The 15,465-nt window shown below is 70.9% G+C and carries 17 protein-coding genes; 7 read left to right on the top strand and 10 right to left on the bottom strand.

The window, feature by feature from the left end:
* The first annotated feature begins 30 nt into the window (after window positions 1–30).
* Window positions 31–1,737, top strand: a complete 1,707-nt coding sequence (locus GTO19_RS01030; protein WP_291016805.1) for a phosphoethanolamine--lipid A transferase — start codon at window positions 31–33, stop codon at window positions 1,735–1,737.
* 62 nt (window positions 1,738–1,799) lie between these two features.
* On the top strand, window positions 1,800–2,999 hold the full coding sequence (locus GTO19_RS01025; RefSeq protein ID WP_291016802.1) for a phosphoglycerate kinase: 1,200 nt from the start codon (window positions 1,800–1,802) through the stop codon (window positions 2,997–2,999).
* An 86-nt stretch (window positions 3,000–3,085) separates the two neighbouring features.
* Here the strand turns inward: GTO19_RS01025 and GTO19_RS01020 are convergent, their stop codons facing one another.
* Genes GTO19_RS01020 through GTO19_RS01010 form a run of 3 tightly spaced genes read right to left on the bottom strand, consistent with a single transcriptional unit; the run spans window position 3,086 to window position 5,271 of the window.
* Window positions 3,086–3,478, bottom strand: a complete 393-nt coding sequence (locus GTO19_RS01020; RefSeq protein ID WP_291016799.1) for a YbaN family protein — start codon at window positions 3,476–3,478, stop codon at window positions 3,086–3,088.
* 29 nt (window positions 3,479–3,507) lie between these two features.
* The gene (locus tag GTO19_RS01015; protein ID WP_291016796.1) at window positions 3,508–4,209 is read right to left on the bottom strand and encodes a fumarylacetoacetate hydrolase family protein; all 702 of its coding nucleotides are present in this window, start codon (window positions 4,207–4,209) and stop codon (window positions 3,508–3,510) included.
* Window positions 4,210–4,212: 3 nt separating this feature from the next.
* Window positions 4,213–5,271, bottom strand: a complete 1,059-nt coding sequence (locus GTO19_RS01010) for a cupin domain-containing protein (RefSeq protein WP_291016794.1) — start codon at window positions 5,269–5,271, stop codon at window positions 4,213–4,215.
* 104 nt (window positions 5,272–5,375) lie between these two features.
* On the opposite strand from GTO19_RS01010, the gene GTO19_RS01005 reads away from it, so the two are divergent.
* The gene (locus GTO19_RS01005; protein WP_291016791.1) at window positions 5,376–5,846 is read left to right on the top strand and encodes a MarR family transcriptional regulator; all 471 of its coding nucleotides are present in this window, start codon (window positions 5,376–5,378) and stop codon (window positions 5,844–5,846) included.
* Between the two features lie 28 nt (window positions 5,847–5,874).
* Here GTO19_RS01005 and GTO19_RS01000 read toward each other — a convergent pair whose 3' ends face one another.
* Entirely contained in the window at window positions 5,875–6,762 is an 888-nt protein-coding gene (locus GTO19_RS01000) for an alpha/beta hydrolase (protein WP_291016788.1), read from the bottom strand.
* A 72-nt stretch (window positions 6,763–6,834) separates the two neighbouring features.
* Window positions 6,835–7,437, bottom strand: a complete 603-nt coding sequence (locus tag GTO19_RS00995; RefSeq protein ID WP_291016785.1) for a TetR/AcrR family transcriptional regulator — start codon at window positions 7,435–7,437, stop codon at window positions 6,835–6,837.
* Between the two features lie 104 nt (window positions 7,438–7,541).
* Here GTO19_RS00995 and GTO19_RS00990 point away from each other — a divergent pair, with 104 nt between their 5' ends.
* Complete coding sequence (locus GTO19_RS00990; RefSeq protein ID WP_291016782.1) at window positions 7,542–8,033, top strand: hypothetical protein; 492 nt, start codon at window positions 7,542–7,544, stop codon at window positions 8,031–8,033.
* A 7-nt stretch (window positions 8,034–8,040) separates the two neighbouring features.
* On the top strand, window positions 8,041–9,411 hold the full coding sequence (locus GTO19_RS00985; protein WP_291016780.1) for a GAF domain-containing protein: 1,371 nt from the start codon (window positions 8,041–8,043) through the stop codon (window positions 9,409–9,411).
* Between the two features lie 18 nt (window positions 9,412–9,429).
* On the opposite strand, the gene GTO19_RS00980 is transcribed toward GTO19_RS00985, so the two are convergent.
* The 4 genes from GTO19_RS00980 to GTO19_RS00965 all read right to left on the bottom strand — a co-directional run bounded on the left by GTO19_RS00980 (window position 9,430) and on the right by GTO19_RS00965 (window position 11,592).
* Complete coding sequence (locus GTO19_RS00980) at window positions 9,430–10,173, bottom strand: hemerythrin domain-containing protein (protein WP_291016777.1); 744 nt, start codon at window positions 10,171–10,173, stop codon at window positions 9,430–9,432.
* A gap of 173 nt (window positions 10,174–10,346) precedes the next feature.
* Window positions 10,347–10,757: an alternative ribosome rescue aminoacyl-tRNA hydrolase ArfB gene (gene arfB, locus GTO19_RS00975; RefSeq protein ID WP_291016774.1), complete on the bottom strand. Its 411-nt coding sequence runs from the start codon at window positions 10,755–10,757 to the stop codon at window positions 10,347–10,349.
* A gap of 41 nt (window positions 10,758–10,798) precedes the next feature.
* Complete coding sequence (locus GTO19_RS00970) at window positions 10,799–11,332, bottom strand: cytochrome b/b6 domain-containing protein (protein ID WP_291016770.1); 534 nt, start codon at window positions 11,330–11,332, stop codon at window positions 10,799–10,801.
* The gene (locus GTO19_RS00965; RefSeq protein ID WP_291016768.1) at window positions 11,329–11,592 is read right to left on the bottom strand and encodes a PepSY domain-containing protein; all 264 of its coding nucleotides are present in this window, start codon (window positions 11,590–11,592) and stop codon (window positions 11,329–11,331) included. Before GTO19_RS00965 ends, GTO19_RS00970 begins: the two co-directional genes overlap by 4 nt.
* Before the next feature lie 129 nt (window positions 11,593–11,721).
* Here GTO19_RS00965 and mnmA point away from each other — a divergent pair, with 129 nt between their 5' ends.
* A complete protein-coding gene (gene mnmA / locus GTO19_RS00960) occupies window positions 11,722–12,873 on the top strand; it encodes a tRNA 2-thiouridine(34) synthase MnmA (protein WP_291016766.1) in 1,152 nt (383 codons plus the stop codon).
* Between the two features lie 179 nt (window positions 12,874–13,052).
* Entirely contained in the window at window positions 13,053–15,071 is a 2,019-nt protein-coding gene (locus GTO19_RS00955; RefSeq protein WP_291016763.1) for a sensor histidine kinase, read from the top strand.
* Here GTO19_RS00955 and GTO19_RS00950 read toward each other — a convergent pair.
* The gene (locus GTO19_RS00950; RefSeq protein WP_291016760.1) at window positions 14,958–15,431 is read right to left on the bottom strand and encodes an NUDIX hydrolase; all 474 of its coding nucleotides are present in this window, start codon (window positions 15,429–15,431) and stop codon (window positions 14,958–14,960) included. The two genes, GTO19_RS00955 and GTO19_RS00950, sit on opposite strands and share 114 nt — an antisense overlap.
* Window positions 15,432–15,465 lie beyond the last annotated feature (34 nt).

Raw genomic sequence — 15,465 nt, 5'->3', positions numbered from 1 at the left:
CCGCAACAAGCGGTCGCCCGAGAGCCGTTCATGCAGACCCCGTTTCCCTTTTCGTTTCCAGGATCGCTGGCGCCGTCGGCCGCCGCACCGATCTCCCGCGTCCCGCGCGCGGCCGTCACCGTGTGGGGACTGGCCTTGTGGCTGGCCTTGGTCGGCAACCTGCCGCTCTGGCAACGCATCCACGGCCTGGGTGGTCCCTTGGTCCACCGCGCCGCGCTCATCGCCGGCCTGGGCGCGCTGCTCACCGGCGCCATCGCGGCGCAGTTGTGGCTGCTGGCCTGGCCGCGGGTGTTGCGCCCGGTCGCCAGCGCCCTGCTGCTGGTGACGGGGGCGAACGCCTACTTCATGTGGCGCTACGGCGTGGTGATGGACCCGACCATGCTGGCCAACGCCCTGCACACCGACACGCGCGAGGTGCGCGATCTGCTGTCGTGGTCTCTGCTGGCGGTTCTGCTGATCGTGGCAGGCCCCCCGCTGTGGGCGCTGTGGCGGCAGCCGCTGGGGCTGCGCGGCGGCTGGCGCCGCGCGGGGCGCAACGCCGTGGGCGCGCTGGCCGCGTGCGCGCTGCTGGTGCTTGCGGCGCTGATCGACTTCCAGGGCCTGGCCTCGCTGATGCGCAACCACAAGGACCTGCGCTACATGGCCAATCCGCTCAACAGCGTCTACGCCGCCGCGCGCGTGGCGGCGGAGCACCTGCCGCGCCAGGCTCGTCCGCTGCTGCCCGTGGGCGAGGACGCCGCGCTGGGCGCCAGCTACGAGAGACAGGCGCGCCCGCCCCTGCTGCTGCTGGTGATCGGCGAGACGGCCCGCGCGCAGAACTTCGGCCTCGACGGCTACGCGCGCGACACCACGCCGGCGCTGGCGCGCTGGCGGGCCAGTGGTGACCTGCTCAACTTCAGCCAGGTGCACTCCTGCGGCACCAACACCCTGGTGTCCGTGCCCTGCCTGTTCTCGCCGCTCACGCGCGCGCAGGGCGGCGACCAGCCACCCGACCGCGAAAACCTGCTCGATGTGCTGCAGCGCGCCGGCCTGGCCGTGTTGTGGATCGACAACCAGGCCGGCTGCAAGGGCGTGTGCGACCGCGTGCCGCACGCGTACACGAACGACCAGCCGGTGCCCGCCCTGTGCCCCGGCGGCGAATGCCTGGACGAGGCCATGCTCCACGGCCTGGACGCCCGCCTCGACACGCTGGACTCCGCACGCCGCGCGCGCGGCGTGGTGCTGGTGATGCACCAGATGGGCAGCCACGGCCCCGCCTACGCCAGCCGCTCGCCCGAAGGCGCCAAGCCCTTCCTGCCCGAATGCCGCAGCAACGCGCTGCCCGAGTGCTCGCACGAGGAACTGGTCAACGCCTACGACAACTCCATTGCCTACACCGACCGCTTCCTCGACCAGGCCCTGCGCTGGCTGCGCACGCGCGCCGAACAGGGGCGCAACGACAGCGGCCTGGTCTACGTCTCCGACCACGGCGAGTCGCTCGGCGAGAACGGCCTCTACCTCCACGGCCTGCCCTACGCGCTGGCCCCCGAGCAGCAGACGCATGTGCCCATGGTGGCCTGGTTCTCGCCGGGCCTGCGCGAGCGCGCGGGCCTGTCGATGGACTGCCTGCGCGCGCGCTCGGCCGAACCGCTGTCGCACGACCACTTCTTCCATACCGTGCTGGGGCTCATGGACGTAAGCACCCGCGCCCGCCAGCCGTCGCTGGATGCGTTGGCGCCCTGTGCCGCCGCCGGCTGACATCCGGCGAGCGCGCTTTCCTACAATCCCGGGGTTTGTCCACAGAACCCGGGATCGCCGACATGACCGCCTTCATCCGCTTCACCGACCTTTGCGCGCAGGGCCGCGCCAAGGGCCAGCGCGTCTTCATCCGCGCCGACCTGAACGTGCCACAGGATGAGCAGGGCCGCATCACCGAAGACACGCGCATCCGCGCCAGCGTGCCCGCCATCCGCCTCGCCCTGGACGCTGGCGCGGCGGTGATGGTCACCTCGCACCTGGGCCGCCCCACCGAAGGCCAGTTCAAGCCCGAGGACTCGCTGCAGCCCGTGGCCGTGCGCCTGGCCGAGCTCCTGGGCCAGCCCGTGCGCCTGATCGCCGACTGGGTCGATGGCGATTTCTCGGTGTCGCCCGGCGAGGTGGTGCTGCTGGAGAATTGCCGCCTCAACGTGGGCGAGAAGAAGAACAGCCCCGAACTCGCGAAGAAGCTCGGCGCCCTGTGCGACATCTTCGTGCACGACGCCTTCGGCACCGCGCACCGCGCCGAAGGCACCACCTACGGCATCGCCGAGACCGCGCCCGTGGCCTGCGCGGGCCCGCTGCTGGCGGCCGAGATGGACGCCATCGCGAAGGCCCTGGCGAACCCCAATCGCCCGCTGGTGGCCATCGTGGCCGGCAGCAAGGTCAGCACCAAGCTCACCATCCTGCAGAGCCTGGCCAGCAAGGTCGACCAGCTCATCGTGGGCGGCGGCATCGCCAACACCTTCATGCTGGCCGCGGGCCTGCCGATCGGCAAGAGCCTGGCCGAGCCCGACCTGCTGGGCGACGCCAAGGCCGTCATCGAGGCCATGAAGGCACGCGGCGCGGACGTGCCCATCCCCACCGACGTGGTGGTGGCCAAGCGCTTCGCCGCCGACGCCGAGGCCACGGTGAAGCAGGCCGCCGACGTGGCCGAGGACGACCTGATCCTCGACATCGGTCCCGAGACCGCCGCCAAGCTGGCGGCGCAACTGAAACAGGCCGGCACCATCGTGTGGAACGGCCCGGTGGGTGTGTTCGAGTTCGCGGCCTTCGAGGGCGGCACCAAGGCCATCGCTCAGGCCATCGCGTCCAGCGAAGGCTTTTCCATCGCGGGCGGCGGCGACACGCTCGCGGCGATCGCCAAGTACGGCATCGAGAAGGACGTGGGCTACATCTCCACCGGTGGCGGGGCCTTCCTGGAGGTGCTGGAGGGCAAGACCTTGCCGGCGTTCGAGGTGCTGGCCCGCAGAGCTCAGGCCTGAGGAGTACGATCCGCCGCCGGGCCGCCCCAAGGCGGATCAGCCCCCTTGGGGGGCAGCGACCCGCGCAGCGGAGGAGCGTGGGGGCGTCAGGTTTCGCGTGTAGGGATGCGAGCCACGACCCACACGCCGATCACCGCCGCCACCAGCACCACGCCCAGCAGCACGGGCCGATCGCGCAGCCCCCAGGCCGAGAGCGACACCATCACCAGCATGCTGAGCTGCGCGAAGCGCTTGGTGCGTTTGCGCAGGCTGCGGTGCTCCTCCCAGTCGCGCACCATGGGGCCGAAGAAGCGGTGCCCGCGCAACCAGCCGTGCAGGCGCGGCGAGGCCTTGGCGTAACAGGCCGCCGCCAGCAGCACGAAGGGCGTGGTGGGCAGACCCGGCAGCAGCACGCCCAATAGGCCCAGGCCCAGCGACACCGTGCCGGCCAGCCAGAGCAGCCAGCGCAGGGCGCGCGGGGATTCTTCAGGAGAAGGCATGCGCCGGCATGATAGCCAGCGCAGGGGGATCAGGCCGCCGCGCCGATCGTGAGCGACACGCTGCCCACGCCCTCCACCCGGCCCTCGAGCACATCCCCGCTGACCACTGCGCCCACGCCTTCCGGCGTGCCGGTATAGATCAGGTCGCCGGCCTGCAGGTGGTAGAAGCGCGAGAGGTCTTCGATGATCTCGCGGATGTTCCAGATCAGCTTGTCCACGTCGGACTTCTGCTTCGTGGCGCCGTTCACCGTCAGCTCGATCGCGCCGCGCTCGATCACCGTGGACGGCATCGGCACGATCTCGCTGCAGACCGAGCCCTGCTCGATGTCCTTGCCCAGGTCCCAGGGGCGGCCCTTGTCGCGCGCCACCAGTTGCAGGTCGCGCCGCGTCATGTCCAGGCCGGCGGCGTAGCCGTAGATGAGCTCATGCGCGTCGGCCGCGGCGACGCGGAAGCCCGCGCGGCCGATGGCCACCACCAGCTCCATCTCGAAGTGGTAGTTGCTCGTCTCGCTGGGGTAGGGCACGGTGCTGCCCGAGGGCGTGAGCGTGCCGATCGACTTGGTGAAATAGAACGGCCGCTCCGCCGATTTGTCGACCGGCTTGCCCATCTCGACCGCGTGCGCGTGGTAGTTGCGGCCGACGAAGAACAGGCGGTTGACGGGGAACCGTTCGCTCTTGCCCTGGATGGGCAGGGCGGCGATGGCGGGCGGGTTGAAGAGGTACTGGGCCATGGTTCAGGGCATCTGCGGTTGGTTGTCGGGGCGCACCTCGTAGACGCCGAGCTTGCGGTGCAGCGGCGACTCGTCGGCGACGAAGAGGAAGGCGGGTTCGCTGGCCGAGGCATTGACCAGCGTGGTGGGCGTGTAGCCCGGGATGCAGCAGGTGTCGGCTTCCTTCAGGTCGAAGTCGTGTCCCTGCACGCTCACGCGCGCGCGGCCTTCGATGGCGTGGTACACGCAGGCCGGCGAGCGCGCGGGCAGGGTGAGCGCCTGGCCCGGGCGCAGCATGAGCGCGTGAAAGCCCAGCACGTTCTCGGCGTCCTCGCCGGTCTCGGGGTTGGTATAGGTGACCTGCACGTGGCCCAGCGCGGGCTGGTCCTCGGCGATCGACAGCAGCGCGGCCTTTGCGTCGGCCCAGGGGTAGCGCAGCATGGGGTAGCGCTGGCCGGCGCGGCCGAACACGGGCGTGGGCACCACGCCCGCGCGCGAGTAGGCGCGATCGCCGCGACCGGGCTTCACGTCCTGGCGGCCGCCGTTGAGGTGGTAGCTCACCTCCAGGTAATACATGAGCGGCAGGTCCAGCACGTCGAGCCAGATGACAGGCTCGGTGCCATCGTGCCCATGTTCGTGCCAGCGGCCGGTGGGCGTGAGGATCAGGTCGCCCCGGCTCATGGGGCACTTCTCGCCGTCCACCGTGGTCCAGGCGCCTTCGCCCTCCACCACCATGCGCACCGCGTTGGGCGTGTGGCGGTGGCTGGGCGCCCACTCGCCCGGCAGCAACAGTTGCATGCCCAGGTAGAGCGCGGCGCTGGCCTGCATCTTCTCCAGCGTGTGGCCGGGGTTGGCCAGCACCAGCACGCGGCGCTCGGCCTTCTCGATCGGCGTGAGCTCACCGGCCTTCAGCAGCAGCGGCTTGATGTCGGCGTAGGCCCAGTGCGTGGGTTTCGTCTGGCGCGTGGGGATCTGCGGCGGCAGCACGCCGCGCAGGCTGGGCCACAGCGGCACCAGGTTGCGCTCGCGCAGCGCGGCCACGTAGTCGGCGGGCAGGTCTTCCAGGCGGCCGAGGTCGTTCATGCATGTCTCCGGGGCGTGGTCAATTTGATAAGTGTACTGATCATCAGCATTCTCATCTTAAGTGCCCTGCTAGCATGCTGTCCACTTCCTCCCGTCGCCCCTCCATGAAACGAACCGAGCCGTCCGGCGTCAGCATCGACGATCAACCGGGCTACTACATCCGGCGCCTGCACCAGATCTCGGTGGGCATCTTCATGCAGGAGTTGTCCGGGCTGGGCGTGACGCCGGTGCAGTACGCGGCGCTGCAGACGGTGTCGAACCAGCCCGGCATCGACCAGCGCACGCTGGCGCGCACCATTGCGCTGGACGCATCGACGACGGGCGGCGTGGTGGACCGGCTGGAACAGCGCGGCGTCCTGGAGCGCCGCACGGCGCCCACCGACCGGCGTGCCCGCCAGCTCTGGCTCACGGCCGAGGGCCGCCGCCTGCTGGCCGAGTCGGTGCCGGCCATGCTGCAGGCGCAGCAGCAGATCCTGGCGCCGCTGACGGAGCGCCAGCGCGCCGAGTTCATGCGCCTGCTGCGCCGGGTGGTGGACCGCAACAACGCGCTCAGCCGCGCGCCGAGCGACGCCTGAAGCGGGCCTCGGAAGCGGGGCCGCGGGCTCAGCCGCGCACGTGCGCCACCACCGCCTGCAGCACCTCGTCGTCGCGCAGCAGGCGCGTGTGGCCCAGGCCGCTGGTCTCCAGCAGGCGCGCGCCGGCGATCGCGTCCCGGAAGGCTTCGGCGTCGGCGAAGCGGTTGATGCGGTCCTCGCGGTCGTGGACGATGAGCGTGGGTTGCGCCACGCGCGGTCCCACCGCGGCGGGCTCGAACTGGCGCATCAGGATGCCCTCGCGCGCCTCCACCCGCTGCTGCAGCCGCGCACGCGTCTCTTCGCTCAGGCCAAAGACCATGGCGAACAGCCGCGTGTAGGCGTAGGGGGAGGCCGGCGGCGCCAGCAGCGCCAGGCGCGGCACGGCCAGGCCGCGCGCCGCCGCGTAGGCCAGCGCATTGGCCGCCAGCGAATGCGCCACCACCGCCCGCACCTCGTGGCCCTGCTGCTGCAGGCGCGCGGTGAGGTACTCGATGGCGCGCGCGAACTGCGGCAGGTTGCTGGTGCTGCCCTCGCTGCGGCCGTGCGCCGGCAGGTCCACCAGCGCGGGACGCAGCCCCTGCGCGATCAGGGCCTTCGCCAGCGGCAGCATCTGCTGGGCGTAGCCGCCCCAGCCGTGCAGCAGCAGCACCACCGGCCCGTGCGGCCCGGGCGGCGGCTGGTAGAGCGTGAGGCTGGCGTCCTCGAAGGGCAGACGGGTGAGGTTCCAGCGGGCCAGGTCCGGCTGGCGCCGGTGCAGCCACTTGGACGGCAGCGGCGTGCCGAACACGCGGTAGGCGCCGCGCACGGCCAGGGCCGGCCACACGCGCTCCGACAGGCCGAGCGCCCAGCGCAGCCAGCGCGTACCGGGGTTGGCCTGGTAGTACGCCGAGGCGGTTTGCAGTGAGGTGCTGTTCATCGCGGATCTCCTGAAATCGCACGACTGTGCGAAATATGGCCAAACAAAAAGGAACGGCAACGTGGCCGTTCCTCAGCTTTCGTAAGTCTTGAGCAGGCGGGCCCAGGTGGCCTGGGCGCGTTCGGTGGCTCGCGGGTCGCGCAGGAAGCGCACGTCGTGGACCAGCCCGATGGCCAGGCTGCAGATTTCGCCGACCAACTGCTCCGGGTCGGTGTCGGCCTTGAGGTGGCCGGCTTCCATGGCCTGCATGACCGTGCGGCGCAGGGCGGCGCGCCAGCGCGTCACCTCGCTCAGCAGCAGGTCCCGCAGCTCGCCTTCGCGGTCGTCGAGCTCGAAGGCGCCCGAGGTGTAGAGGCAGCCGGTGTGCGCTTCCACGTCGCGCAGGCGGATCAACCAGCGCCGCACGATCTCGCTCAGGCGCGGCAGGCCCTTGGGCGCCTGCATGGCCGGCACGAACACGTCGGCCAGGAAACGCCGGCCGAACTCTTCGATGACCGCCTTCTGCAGAGCCTCGCGCGAACCCACGCGCGAGAACACGCCGCTCTTGGACAGGCCGATGCGGTCGGCCACCGCCTGCAGGCTGATGGCCTCCAGGCCTTCGGCCGAGGCGAGATCCAGCGCGGCGCCGACGATGGCGGCGCGCGTCATTTCGCTTTTCTGGGTCCGGGCGTCCATGGCGGCGCAATTTAGCACGACTGTGCGGAAAGGCAAATGCCCCCAGGCACTTGGTCGATGAAAGGCCGCTGGCTATGATCCCCGCGATCCGCGCCGCAGGCCCCATGGACACCCCCCTTCCCCCACTCAAGCCCGAGTTCCTGGCCATGCTGGCCAAGGGGGTGTCGCTCATGCTGGCCAGCGTGGACCACCGGCTCAACCCCAGCGTGATGCGCGCCGTGGGCAGCCGCATCGAGGACGGCGGGCGCCGCGTCACCGCCTATGTCGGGCGCACGCAGTCGCGACAGTTGCTGGCCGATATCGCGACCAGCGGCCGCCTCGCCGCCGTCTTCAGCCAGCCCAGCACCCACCTCACGCTGCAGCTCAAGAGCCGCCGCATCCACCTCCGCGAGCCCCGGCCCGACGACTGGCCCCACATCGAGCGCTATCGCCGCTCCATGGAGGAGGAGCTCGCGGTGCTCGGCTTCGCGCCCGTTTATGTCCAGGCCCTGCTGGCGCACGCGCCGGACGACCTGGTCGCCGTCGAGTTCGAGCCCGACGAGGCCTACGACCAGACGCCCGGCGCCCAGGCGGGCAGTCCGCTGCTGGCGCAATGATCGGCACATGAACGCACCCGAGGCCTTCGCCGTCGAGCAGCGCGCCACCATGGCCGAGCTGAGGCCCTGCCTGGACGGCGCCATCCCGGCCGTGATGGCGACGGTGGCGGCCGACGGCACGCCCAACGTGGCCTACCTCTCGCAGGTGCACCACGTGGACGAGCAGCACGTCGCGCTGTCCTTCCAGTTCTTCAACCGCACCCGGCAGAACCTGTTGGCGCACCCGCGTTCCACGGTGCTGCTGATCAACCCGCTCAACATCCTTTTCTATCGCCTGCACCTGCGCTACCTGCGCACGGACGACGAGGGCCCGGTGTTCGAGCGCATGCGGGCGCAGCTGGCGGGCATCGCCTCGCACGAGGGCCTGGAGCAGGTGTTTCGCCTGCGCGGTGCCGACATCCACCAGGTGCTGGCGATCGAGCGCGTGCCGGTGTCCAGCGCGCCGGCCCTGCCGCCGCCGCCGGTGCGGCCCGAGCCCCTGGCCGTGCTGCGCCGGGCCAGCACGCGCCTGGCCAGCGCGCGCACGCTCGACAGCCTGCTGGAGGCCGCGCTGGACTGCCTGCAGCACGAGCTGGACATGCCGCAGGCCATGGTGCTGATCGCCGACGCCGCCACGCAGCGGCTCTACACCGTGGCCAGCCGCGGCTACGCCACCTCCGGCGTGGGCTCCGAGATCGCGTTGGGCCATGGCGTCATCGGCGTGGCCGCGCGCGAAGGCACGCCGGTGCGCATCAACCACGTCACCAGCGCCACGCGCTACAACCAGGCCCTGGTGGACAGCCTGGGCGGGCGCGACGCCGGTGCCGAGATTCCCTACCCTGGCCTGGCGCAACCCGGCAGCCAGGTGGCTGTGCCGCTCATCTCCACGGGGCGGGTGGTCGGCGTGCTGTTCGTGGAGAGCGAGCAGGAGATGCGCCTGAACCACGAGGACGAGGACCTGCTGGTCACGCTCGCCGGTCAGCTCGCGGCAGCCATCGACCTGATGCACGAATCCGAAGAGCCTTGCAGCCAGGACGCCGACGCGGGCGAGGCCGACCCGACGGGCGCGGACGCGGTGCCGTTGCTGCGCGTGCGCCGCTACCGTCGCGACGACAGCATCTTCGTCAACAACGCCTACCTCATCAAAGGCGTGGCCGGGGCCATTCTCTGGAAGCTGCTCAACGACCACCGAGCCGGCCGCAGCGACTTCACCAACCGCGAGCTGCGGCTGGACAGCTCGCTGGGCCTGCCGGATGTGAGCGACAACCTCGAGGCGCGCCTGCTGCTGCTGCACCGCCGCCTGGGCGAACAGTGCCCCGCACTGCGGCTGCAGAAGACCGGCCGCGGCTGCTTCCGCTTCGACGCGCTGGCGCCGGTGGAACTGAGCGAGAGCGCCTGAGCGGCGCCCACGCCAGGTTCAGGCGCTCATCAGGCCGGGCACCGGCGGCAGGTTGATGCCGCGCGCCAGCTTGGCCCAGTCGCGCGCCGCCAGGTGGGCGCGCGCCAGGTCCAGGATCGCCGCCACCGCCGGGGCGGGTGCCTTGGCCTGCAGGTCGTTCACCAGCAGGCAGCGTTCCTCGGCGTTCATCGCGGGCAGCATCCAGCGCACCACGCCCATCATTTCCTCGGGCGGGATGCTCGCCACCAGCTCGTCGTGGATCGCCAGCAGCTCGAAGTCGTTGTAAGCGGTCCAGAGCGCGGCGTTGTGGCGCGTCTCCTCGGCGTGCATGTGCTGCAGGTTGTCGGCCACGAACAGGGCCAGCGCCAGGTACAGCGCGTGCAGGGCGCCGGCGCGCTCGGCGGCCGGCACGCCGGCCAGGCCGCGCGCCGCGTCGGCCAGGTGGGCGGTGTGGCGCAGGTGGTCCTCGTGGTCGTCGGCCACCGCGTCGCATACGCCGGGGCAGCGGGCGCGCAGCGCGGGGTGGATGAAGCGGTTCTCGTGCTCGACGTGGCGCTCGAACATTTCCATCAGCTCGACCACGCGGTCGCAGGCGTCGTGCACCTCGGCCTCGTCGGCCGGGTCGGCGCGTCCGACGGCGGCCAGGGTGTCGGTCATCACGGCGCGCAGCGCCTTGTGGATGCCGGCGTACATGTTGAAGCGGCCGTCGCCGGTGCGGGCGGCGGCGGCGATGGCGGTGAACTCGATCGGGTGCGATTGCATGCTGGGGTCCTTGGGCGCCGGTGACGCCCGGCGACGGGGCGGTGGGGCGGCGCCCCATGCGCCGCTCGTCCATGCCGGCAAGTCTCGCGAAGGCACCGTCTTCGCGCCGCTAAATGACGCTTAAGTGCTTCCTAAAAGGACCTTAAGCCTCCCCCAGGCGGAGGAGAAAGTCCTCAATCCGGCCCGCGGATGCGCCCGCGGGCCTGCTTCACTTCCGAGCGTTGGGCCTTGCCTTGCAGACGCCGCTCGCGCGAGGCGCGCGTGGGCCGCGTGGCGCGGCGTTGCTTGGGCGGCACGGCCACCGCGTCCACCAGGGCCTGCAGCCGGGCCAGGGCCTCGGCCTTGTTCTGCTCCAGGCTGCGGCTGCCCTGGGCCTTGATGACGATCACGCCCTCTTGCGTCAGGCGCGTGTCGCTCAACGCCAGCAGCCGCGCCTTCACCGCCTCGGGCAGCGATGACGCCCGCACCGCGAAGCGCAGGTGCACCGCGTTGCTCACCTTGTTCACGTTCTGTCCGCCCGCGCCCTGCGCGCGGATGGCGGTGAAGTCCACCTCGGCGGGGTCGATGGTCGGGCGCTCGGGCATGGGCGCAGTCTAGGGCCTGCGCGTGCGCACATGCCCTGTGCTCAGTAGCGCTCTTTCACGCCCGTGAGCATGGCCTTGACCAGCCGGGTGCGTTCCAGGCGCCCCATCAGCAGGGCCGCCGCCGCGTGCAGGCCCGCCAGCAAGAGCAGCCCGTTGGCCAGCGCCTCGTGCAGGTCCTGCACGGCCTCGTTGCCCCAGAAGCGCTCGGTGCCCTGCAGCCAGCCGGTGAAGCCGAGCAGCAGCACCAGTGCCATGAGCGTGAGCATCATCAGCGCGCCCAGGGGGTTGTGACCCGGCGTGGCGGGCGGCCTCGCGCCGTGCCGCCAGGCGCGCAGGTGCGCACTCACGCGCGCTGGCGTGGGCCAGAAGTCGGCAAAGCGCGCGTGGCGCGTGCCAATGAAGCCCCAGACCACCCGAAGCAGCACCAGCGTGACCGCGGCGTACCCCGCCCATTCGTGGGGCGCTTCGCCTTCTTCCAGCACCCACAGGTTGAGTACGACCAGGCCCACCAGCGACCAGTGAAAGCAGCGGACAAACGGGTCCCACACCCGTTCGCTGGCGGGCGCGTGCTTCATTCGGACTTCACCGGTTTGCCCGAGACCGGGTCGAAATAGATCTCCACCTTCTTGCCGGCCTTGTCGTGGCCGTAGATCTCGTAGCAATTGCCCTTGGTGACCTTGAAGACCTGGATCCGGTAGCCCTGCGCCTGCAAGTCCTTCTTGAACTCGGCCTCCGGCTTCCAGCCGTTCCTGTCGGGTGCGCAGGTGGGGCCTGCAAGGGCGGTGCCTGCCAGGGTCAGGCCCAGGAGGGTGACAGCGATGGCGTGGGATTTCATCTGGGAACACTCCGGTAAAGCCCGCAGATGCGGGCCGCGCCATTGAAAGGCTGGTGTCTGAAACGCACCTTAAATGCGCACGGCCCCGCGCGCGCCGGGGTTGAAGGCCCGCTGGGATAATCCCGCCCCATGGCAGCAAAGCAGCGCGTGGTGGTGGGTTTGAGCGGGGGCGTGGACTCCGCGGTGAGTGCGCACCTGCTCAAGCAGCAGGGGCACGAGGTCGTCGGCATCTTCATGAAGAACTGGGAGGACGACGACGACAGCGAGTACTGCAGCAGCCGCCAGGACTGGCTGGACGCCGCCAGCGTGGCCGACGTGATCGGCATCGACATCGAGCACGTGAACTTCGCCGCCGAGTACAAGGACCGCGTGTTCGCCGAGTTTCTGCGCGAGTACCAGGCCGGGCGCACGCCCAACCCCGACATCCTCTGCAACGCCGAGATCAAGTTCAAGGCCTTCCTCGACCACGCCATGCGCCTGGGCGCCGAGAAGATTGCAACGGGCCACTACGCTCGCGTGCGCGAACGCGCCGGCCGCCACGAGTTGCTCAAGGGCCTGGACCCGCTGAAAGACCAGAGCTACTTCCTGCACCGCCTCAGCCAGTCGCAGCTGGCCAAGACGATGTTTCCCGTAGGCGAACTGCCCAAGACCGAGGTGCGCCGCATCGCCGCCGAGATCGGCCTGCCCAACGCCAAGAAGAAGGACAGCACCGGTATCTGCTTCATCGGCGAGCGCCCCTTCCGCGAGTTCCTCAACCGCTACATCGCCAGCGCGCCCGGCCCCATCAAGGATCAGCGCGGCCGCACCATCGGTGAACACGTGGGCCTGAGCTTCTACACCCTGGGCCAGCGCCAGGGCCTGGGCATCGGCGGCGTGCGGGCCAAGGGCGCGCAGAAGGGCGGCAGCGAGCACGAACCCTGGTTCGTCGCTCGCAAGGACATCGCCCACAACACGCTGTGGGCCGTGCAGGGGCACGACCACCCCTGGCTGCTGTCGCCGCGCCTGCGCGCGCAGGACGCGAGCTGGGTGGCCGGCGAGCCGCCGCGCGCCGGCGCGCTGGCTGCCAAGACGCGCTACCGCCAGGCCGACGCGGCCTGCACCGTCGAGCCCTTGGGCGAGGACGGCTTCGTGCTGCGCTTCGAACAGGCTCAGTGGGCGGTCACTCCCGGCCAAAGCGCGGTGTTGTATGACGGCGAGGTCTGCCTGGGCGGCGGCGTCATCGTCACGGAGGCGGCCTCGGGCGACGAGGCCTATGCGCCGGCCGCCGCGCTGACGGCCTGAATCGGTCGCTGAAGACACCCCTACCCCCAGGGGATCTACTGCCATCGCAGTATTGAGGCCGCCGCCCGCTGCACAAATACTGCCCCTCACTCGGTTGGCCCGCGGCCCTCGCGGGCCGCGCGTATCGCGGGGTGTGCATGCACGGTGAAGCGCCGGTCGGTCAGGGGTGGCGGTGGGTCATGGCCTTTGCCTGGCTGTGGCTCGTGGCGCAGCCCTGCGCCGCGCACGGCGGCCCCGCGGTGATCGAGGTGGGCGCCCGGTCGGATCGTCTCGAAGTCACTCCCTGGCTGCAGTACCTCGACAACGGCGTACATCCCTGGCGGCCAGACCAGGCCGACGCGGCCTCCGCCACGTTCCGCCCCCTGCCGCCGGGCTGGCGGCAGGGCAATTTCGGCATGGCGTCCATCGACCTCTGGTTTCGCGTGCTGTTGCGCGCCGGTCCCGATGCACCCGGCGACTGGATGTGGGTGGTGGGCAACGCCAACCTCGATCTGGTCGAACTGTGGACCGCTGCGCCGGGCCAGCCCTTCACCCGGCGCCGCAGTGGCGACAGCTTGCCGCCCGGGCAGCGCGCCCATTCGCACCACCTGCCGGTGATTCCGCTCGCCCTGGCGCCCAACACCGACACACTGGTCTACCTGCGTGTGCGCACGGCGGGCGTGGCCCAACTGCCGGTCACCCTCTGGCAGCGCGAGGCGCTCGCCCACCGGGACCAGTGGGTCTACGGCCTCCATGGCGCGTACTTCGGCCTGCTCGCGGGGCTGATCCTCTACAACACCTTGCTGTATTTCAGCATCCGCGACCGCGCCTACCTGTACTACGTGGGATCCACCACCGCCCTGGGCTTGTGGCAGTTCGGCAACTCCGGCTTCGGGGCCCAGTACCTGTGGCCCGGCAGCGCGCTGCTGCAGCACTACCTGGTCAACCTGCCGTTGGCGCTGGGCTGCGGCCTGCTCTTGCCCTTCGCGCGCAGCTTCCTGCAGACCGCCGCGCACGCGCCGGCGCTGGACCGTGCCGCGCGCTGGCTCACCTGGGCCTGGGCCGCGGCATTCCTGCTGACCCTGCCCCCGCCCCTGTCGCCCGGCCAGGTGATCGCGCCCTGGCTGGTGGCCGTGACGACCTTGCTGCTGGTGGCCATGGCGGTGGATGGCCTGCGCGACCGCCGGCCGGCCGCCTTGCCTTTCACTATCGCCTGGGCCTGCCTATGGACGAGTGCCCTGCTCAATGTCTTCTACCGCCTGGGCTGGCTGCCCGAGCAGGCGCTGGTGGTGCACGCACCCATGATCGGTGCGGCCCTGGAGATGGTGCTGCTGTCCTTCGCGCTGGCCGACCGCTTCCGCGTCGAGCGCGAGTCGGCCGAGCGCGCGCATGCCGGCCGCCTGCGCTCCGAGCTCGAGCGCGACCTGGCGCGCCGCGCGACCGACGAGAAGTCGCGCTTCCTTGCCGCCGTCAGCCACGACATGCGCCAGCCGCTCTATGCCATCACGCTGGCGGCCGAGTCGCTCGAGCGCCAGCGTCCGCTGCGCAACCCCGGTCCTCTGCTGGCGCAAATGCGGGCCGGGCTGGAGACGGCCGACCGCCTGCTCGATGCGGTGATGACGGTGGCGCGGCTGGAAACCGGCTCGCTGCAGCCGCGCCGCGACATCTTCTCGCTCGAGACCCTGCTGGACCAGGTGGACGAGCGCTTCGGGCCACAGGCGGGAGCCAAGGGGCTGCGCTGGTCGATCACGCCCTGCCTGGCGCAGGTCGCCACGGACGCCACCCTGCTGCAGCGCATCGTCTTCAACCTCGTGAGCAACGCCGTGACCTACACCGAAGCGGGTGGCGTGCTGGTCTCTTGCCGCCCGCGTCGCGAGGGTGTCCTGCTGCAGGTGTGGGACACCGGCGGCGGGTTGCCCTCGGAGCCGGAATCGCAGGTGTTCGAGCGGCACTTCCGCGGTGAAGCCGGCACCGAAACCGACAGCGGGGTCGGACTGGGCCTGGTCATCGTCAAGCAGACGGCGCAGCTGCTGGGGCTGGGGCTGTCGGTGCGTTCGCGCACGGGGCACGGCACCTGCTTTTCCTTGTGGCTGCCTTTGGCGCCTTCAACCGCCGAAGACGCTGGCGTGGGTGTGCAGGACGTCCAGCGGCAGGCGGCGCCCGGCCAGGTGGTCCTCGATGCACTGCAGCACCAGGGGGCTGCGGTGCCGCCCCCTTGAGGCGCGCACCTCGTCCGGCGTGAGCCAGCAGACGCGCACGATCCCGCTGTCGAGCGCCCGGCCGGCGATGGCCTCGCCCACCTGGCCGGCAATGGCCACGCGCAGGTAGGTGATGGGCTCGCCCGCGCGCTCGAAGCGGGCCAGGTACACGCCCACGAGCGCCTCCGGCGTGAAGGGGTGCGCGGTTTCCTCCAGCGTCTCGCGCGCAGCGGCCTGCACCAGGCTTTCACCCGGTTCCAGGTGGCCGGCGGGGTTGTTCAGGCGCAGGCCCTCGGGCGTGTGCTCTTCGATCAGCAGGTAGCGGCCTTCGCGTTCGGCGAGGGTGGCCACGGTGACGCTTGGTGCCCAGCGGGAAGTCATGGGCGGCCATTATGGGCGGCGGCGTCCCGCGTGC

Origin of the sequence: Hydrogenophaga sp. (genome assembly GCF_011772445.1) — a bacterium.
Lineage (GTDB): Bacteria > Pseudomonadota > Gammaproteobacteria > Burkholderiales > Burkholderiaceae_C > Hydrogenophaga.
The sequence above is the reverse complement of the archived record's forward strand: the minus strand, read 5'-3'. Positions and strand labels throughout refer to the sequence as shown.